Here is a 4,863-nt window from a genome sequence, read left to right as displayed (position 1 = left end):
ACAAGCTCGGACATTATGTGTGGGTGGAGGGACGCTACAGCCTCGTGCCCGAGAAGGGCCTGTCGCAATCTCTGCCGTTAACGAGTCGTTAGCCATGTCGGCCGAGTTTGCCGCCTCCTGCTCGGAGGCTCGCCATGATCCTGTCCGCCATCGCCGCCAAGCTGAAGCGCCGATCGAAGGACGACTTCAAGGGCCGCCATTTCGAGGCGGGGCTGATCGTCCAGGCGGTGTCGTGGTACCTGCGCTACCCGCTGAGCTACCGCGACATCGAGGAGCTGCTGCTCGAGCGCGGCCTCGAGGTCGACCACAGCACGGTGAACCGTTGGGTGCTGGCCTACGCGCCGCTGATCGAGCGCCGGCTGCGCCCCTTCCGCAAGTCCCACTGCGGGTCGGTGCGCGTCGACGAGACCTACGTCCGCATTCGGGGCGAGTGGCGCTACCTGTACCGTGCCATCGACAAGCACGGCGAGGCGGTCGACTTTCTGCTCACCGCCAAACGCGACCTCGACGCTGCCAAGCGGTTCTTCCGCAAGATGCTGAAGGACGGCCCCCTGTTGTCGCCCGACCGGATCGGCACGGATGGGGCCAGCACCTACCCGGGCGCCATTGCGGCGGCTCGGAAAAAGGGCCAACTGGCGCGCGACCCCGTCCACCACGTGACCAAGCACCTCCAGCAGGGGATCGAGAGCGACCATTTCCGGCTGAAAAAGAACATGCCGCGCGTGGGCGTCTTTCAGAGCTTCAACACGGCGCGGCGCTCCATCCAGGGCTTCGAAGGCATGCTGTGGCTGCGCAAGGGCTTCGGCTTCGCGGGCGCCTGGACCGTCATCGAGCAGAACCGAATGCTCGGGCTCTGCTTCGGACTTCCGGAGGTTAACGAAGCGTAAAAATCAGCGCTTCCAAGGCGATCTACAACCTGATCGGGATTTTGCGACAGGCCCCAGACGATGGCTGTCATGCAGCAGCATGCCGCGAGTGGTGAGGTGACTACGGCGCAGGACGTCGCGGAGGCGGTTTTCCGTGCAGCGACCGATCCCAACTGCCCGATGATCCTACCGGCTGGTGCCGACGCGATCGCTTGGTCCGAAGGTCGCTGAGCGACTGCTTCTGGGTGCGAAACGCACGCGCCTGGACGTCCGCGTCGGGTCGGAAGCTGCCATCATCTGGTGCATCACTCAAGACTTTTGCACCCGTGCGGTCCTACACCACGCGATTGTGTCGTGTCGCGCGCCGGAACCCCTGAGGCGGGATTCCAAACAGGCGGACAAACGCCCGGCGCATGCGTTCCGAATCAGAAAAGCCGACTGACCTTGCTATAACCTCGATAGGCTCCATTCCCTGCTCAATCCGCAAACAAGCAACCTCAACGCGAATCCGCTCAACAGCCTTTGCAGGTGTTTCGCCGGTCTCACGCTTGAACGCGCGGCCGAAATGACGAAGGCTGAGACAGGCCGCCTCCGCCAGTCGTTCTGCCGGCAGCGGCTCGGCAATATGTTCTCGCACGAAGCGCAACGTGGCGCGTATGCGATCCGTCTCCCCGTCCAAATCCGACAGCGCCGAGAACTGCGACTGTCCTCCGCTGCGGCGATGATAGACGACCAAATCCCTGGCGACGCTTTGCGATGCTGCCAGACCCAAATCGGCTTCGATGATCGCCAAAGCCAAGTCGATGCCGGCGCTGATGCCGGCCGACGTCCAAGCCCATCCATCGGCCACAAAAATGCGGTCGCCTTCCACGCGTACACGGGGATAATCACGCTGTAATCTCGCAACCTGTTGCCAGTGCGTCGTCGCAGTTCGACCGTTCAGCAGACCGAGTTCAGCCAGCATGAACGCCCCGGTACAGACGCTCGCCACCCGCCGAGCCCCGGATGCAGCGACCCTGAAAGCATTTGTCTGCTGAGCATCCAGCATGGGTGCAATGTCTCCTCCGACCATGATCAGGGTGTCGGCTGCATCTATTCCTGCAGGTTGGGTTGTTGTTCCGACACCGCTGTTGCTGGCGACCAGCCCCCCTTCGACGGAAAGCGTTCGCAAGTCGTAGGCCTTTGCTTCAGTCGTCAGCATCGCGCTTTGGAACGCGCATAGCGGCCCGGCTAGGTCGAGCATCTGAAAGCCGGGAGAGAGGAAGAACGCGATCCGGTGCATGTGGCGTATAATAAGGGAATTACGTCTTTTGCGCCATAAAAGCTACATGGCATGGTTGGCGGGACAGGAGTTTTCATGACCCGCCCCCTAACCATCGTCATGCCGATCTACGACGGCGTCACCCAGCTGGACTTCACTGGTCCGCATCAGTTTCTGGTGCGCGTTCCCGACGCCACGATTGTGGTGGCCTCGATGGAGGCCCAACCGGTCAATTCGCACGGTCTGGTTTTCTCCCAACTCACGGACCTTCAAGGCGTCGCAAGCTGCGACGTGCTTTGCGTTCCGGGTGGCTCAGGTTGCTATCAGGCGTTGGAGAACGACCGCTTCCTCGAACAGATCCGACGGCTCGGGGCAATGGCGACCTACATCACGTCGGTCTGCACTGGCTCATTAATCCTTGGAGCAGCAGGCTTGCTTTCCGGCCGCAAGGCGGCCTGCCACTGGGCATGGCGAGATCTGCTACCGCTGTTCGATGCCATTCCCGATGCCGGTCGCGTTGTGCGGGACGGGAACATCATCACAGGGGGCGGCGTCACTGCCGGCATCGACTTCGCTCTGACCCTGATCGAAGAACTACGCGGCATCGAGGTTGCTCAAGCTATTCAACTCGGCCTTGAATATGCACCCGCTCCGCCATTTGAGGCTGGGCGACCTGATCTTGCTCCCCCTGCTGTGCTCGCCACTGTTACCCAAGGGATGGCGGTTGCAATGGCCGAGAACCGCCGGAGGGTTGAGGTGGTTGCAGCCAAGCGCCGATAGTCGGGTGATAGCTGGATAGTGCAAAATTCAAGGGTGATGCACCACGCCATAGCTGGGATCGGCCCAAAGCAGACCGGAGCGGCGGTGCGTCATTCAGCGGTTTCGCCCCATGCGAGCGCCGCTTTCGATCAGACTAGGATATGTGTTCGTCTCGCCGCTAGGGACATGCGGGCTGGCGAAACGAAAGGTGTTCCTGCCTTCCCGCTTGGCTCGATACAGCGCTGCGTCGGCGCGCTCAAGCAGCAGGTTTGGATCAGCGGCATCGAACGGGGCCAGGGCGACGCCGGCCGAGGCGCTTACCTTCAGGTCACGCGTGCCAACCTGGTAAGGGGCGCTGAGCGTCGCCACGAGCTTTCCCGCGAGCCAAGCCGCCTCACCAGGCTCGCTCATGACGCTTTGCAAGATCGCGAACTCGTCGCCGCCGAAGCGAGCTGCGGTATCGCAAGCCCGTAGCGCAGCCCGGAGCCGGTCGGCCACCTGCTTCAGCAGGTCGTCGCCTATCGCGTGCCCATGAGTGTCATTCACCGCCTTGAAGCCGTCGAGATCAAGGAAGATCGCGGCTAAACACTCACCGTCGCGGCGTCGCACCAGGGCGGATGCGAGCCGTTCGTGAAATAGGAAGCGGTTCGGCAGGTCGGTCAGGGCATCGTGATGCGCCATATGCGCGATCCGGGCCTCGTTGGCACGGCGCTCCGTGACGTCCTCAGAGACGCCCAGGATGTACCGCGGCGGATTTTCCGGCCGATCGCTCAACCCAACTTTCTGAGTGCGCAGGAAGCGCTCGCTTCCGTCTGGCCGGTGAATGATCTCGTCCTCGAACGTCGCGACCTTATCGACTCGCAGCGCCACCTCGTCTTGCGGAGCGAAGCGCGCAGCAACTTCCGCACCGAAGACTTCAGCATCGGTGCGCCCGATCACCTCGGCGCGTGTGCGACCGAATAGCGTCTCACTGGCTCGATTATAGATGACGAACCGACCCTCATGCTCCAGGTCCTTCGCGAACACGGCCACCGGCACCTGGTCAACGATCTCTGTGAGGAAGATGCGTGCGCTGCTGACTTCCTGCTCTGCTCTGTGCTGCTCGGTCAAATCGAAGATGGCCGCCAGGACGGCCGGTTGACCGCCGTAATCAAGGCGGCAGCCCGCCATCCGCACCAGTTTTTCTTTACCGCCGGCTGTCCAATGGGTGACGATCGCACCTGCGGTCATCGATCCGACCATATTATTCTGGATGAATGCAGCGATCTCGCCAGACGTGTGCTCGGGCCTGATGTCGCGGATCCTCAGTTTCAAGAATTGCTCACGCGCGTAGCCGTAGAACGCAACAGCCGCGTCGTTGACGGCGATGATTTCATGAGTCTGCACATCAGACACAATCATCGGCACAGGATTGGCATCAAACAGGAGGCGGAATGACTCTTCGCGCTCCCGCGCCTCCGTGATGTCAGCCCGTATGCCGATACGGCCGCCATGCGCGAGGCGCCTATCCTGCACTCGCACCCAACGACCATTCGTCAGGCGGTGCTCGTGCGCACCTTCAGCATCGGCGAACCGAGACAAGCGTTCGGCCAGCCACGCCTCTTCGCGCCCGACAGCGCTTGGGACCAAGCCCTGCACGATGCAATGTCGCAGGTGGTCAGCGAAGCGCGTTCCGACCCGCAGGTCGATACCCATGCCATAAATTTCAGTGAAGCGCTGATTCCAGAATACGAAGCGGTCATCCTCATCGAAAATGGCGATCGCCTCAGGAAGCGCTTCGAGCGCATCCTGATAACGTCGCATTATTCGTCTGCCTTGCCGCATTCGGCGCTCATCATCCACTAGGACAAAGCTTAGGGGATCTGGATTAACAAACCGGCTGAGGAGTGCCTTGCCGTTGCGTAGACCTGAAGCTCCGCAACGCCGAGCTATGTGGGAAACTGGGTGACGACGGTGGTTTGAAGGCGGCGTATCGAG

At 61.7% G+C, this 4,863-nt stretch carries 4 protein-coding genes; 2 read left to right on the top strand and 2 right to left on the bottom strand.

The annotated features are described in order from the left end of the window. Nucleotides 1-134: 134 nt before the first annotated feature. Nucleotides 135-887, top strand: a complete 753-nt coding sequence (locus tag P7D22_RS22260) for an IS6 family transposase (protein ID WP_319936442.1) — start codon at nt 135-137, stop codon at nt 885-887. A gap of 313 nt (nt 888-1,200) precedes the next feature. On the opposite strand, the gene P7D22_RS22250 is transcribed toward P7D22_RS22260, so the two are convergent. Beyond that, on the bottom strand, nt 1,201-2,148 hold the full coding sequence (locus P7D22_RS22250; protein ID WP_319936441.1) for a GlxA family transcriptional regulator: 948 nt from the start codon (nt 2,146-2,148) through the stop codon (nt 1,201-1,203). A gap of 75 nt (nt 2,149-2,223) precedes the next feature. Between P7D22_RS22250 and P7D22_RS22245 the strand changes: the two genes are divergently transcribed. Further along, complete coding sequence (locus tag P7D22_RS22245; RefSeq protein ID WP_319936440.1) at nt 2,224-2,907, top strand: DJ-1/PfpI family protein; 684 nt, start codon at nt 2,224-2,226, stop codon at nt 2,905-2,907. A 93-nt stretch (nt 2,908-3,000) separates the two neighbouring features. Here the strand turns inward: P7D22_RS22245 and P7D22_RS22240 are convergent, their stop codons facing one another. Then, nucleotides 3,001-4,689: a diguanylate cyclase domain-containing protein gene (locus P7D22_RS22240; protein ID WP_319936439.1), complete on the bottom strand. Its 1,689-nt coding sequence runs from the start codon at nt 4,687-4,689 to the stop codon at nt 3,001-3,003. Between the last annotated feature and the right edge of the window lie 174 nt (nt 4,690-4,863).

Origin of the sequence: Lichenihabitans sp. Uapishka_5, assembly GCF_033947565.1 — a bacterium.
Lineage (GTDB): Bacteria > Pseudomonadota > Alphaproteobacteria > Rhizobiales > Beijerinckiaceae > Lichenihabitans.
This window is presented reverse-complemented; position numbering and strand designations above follow the sequence as displayed.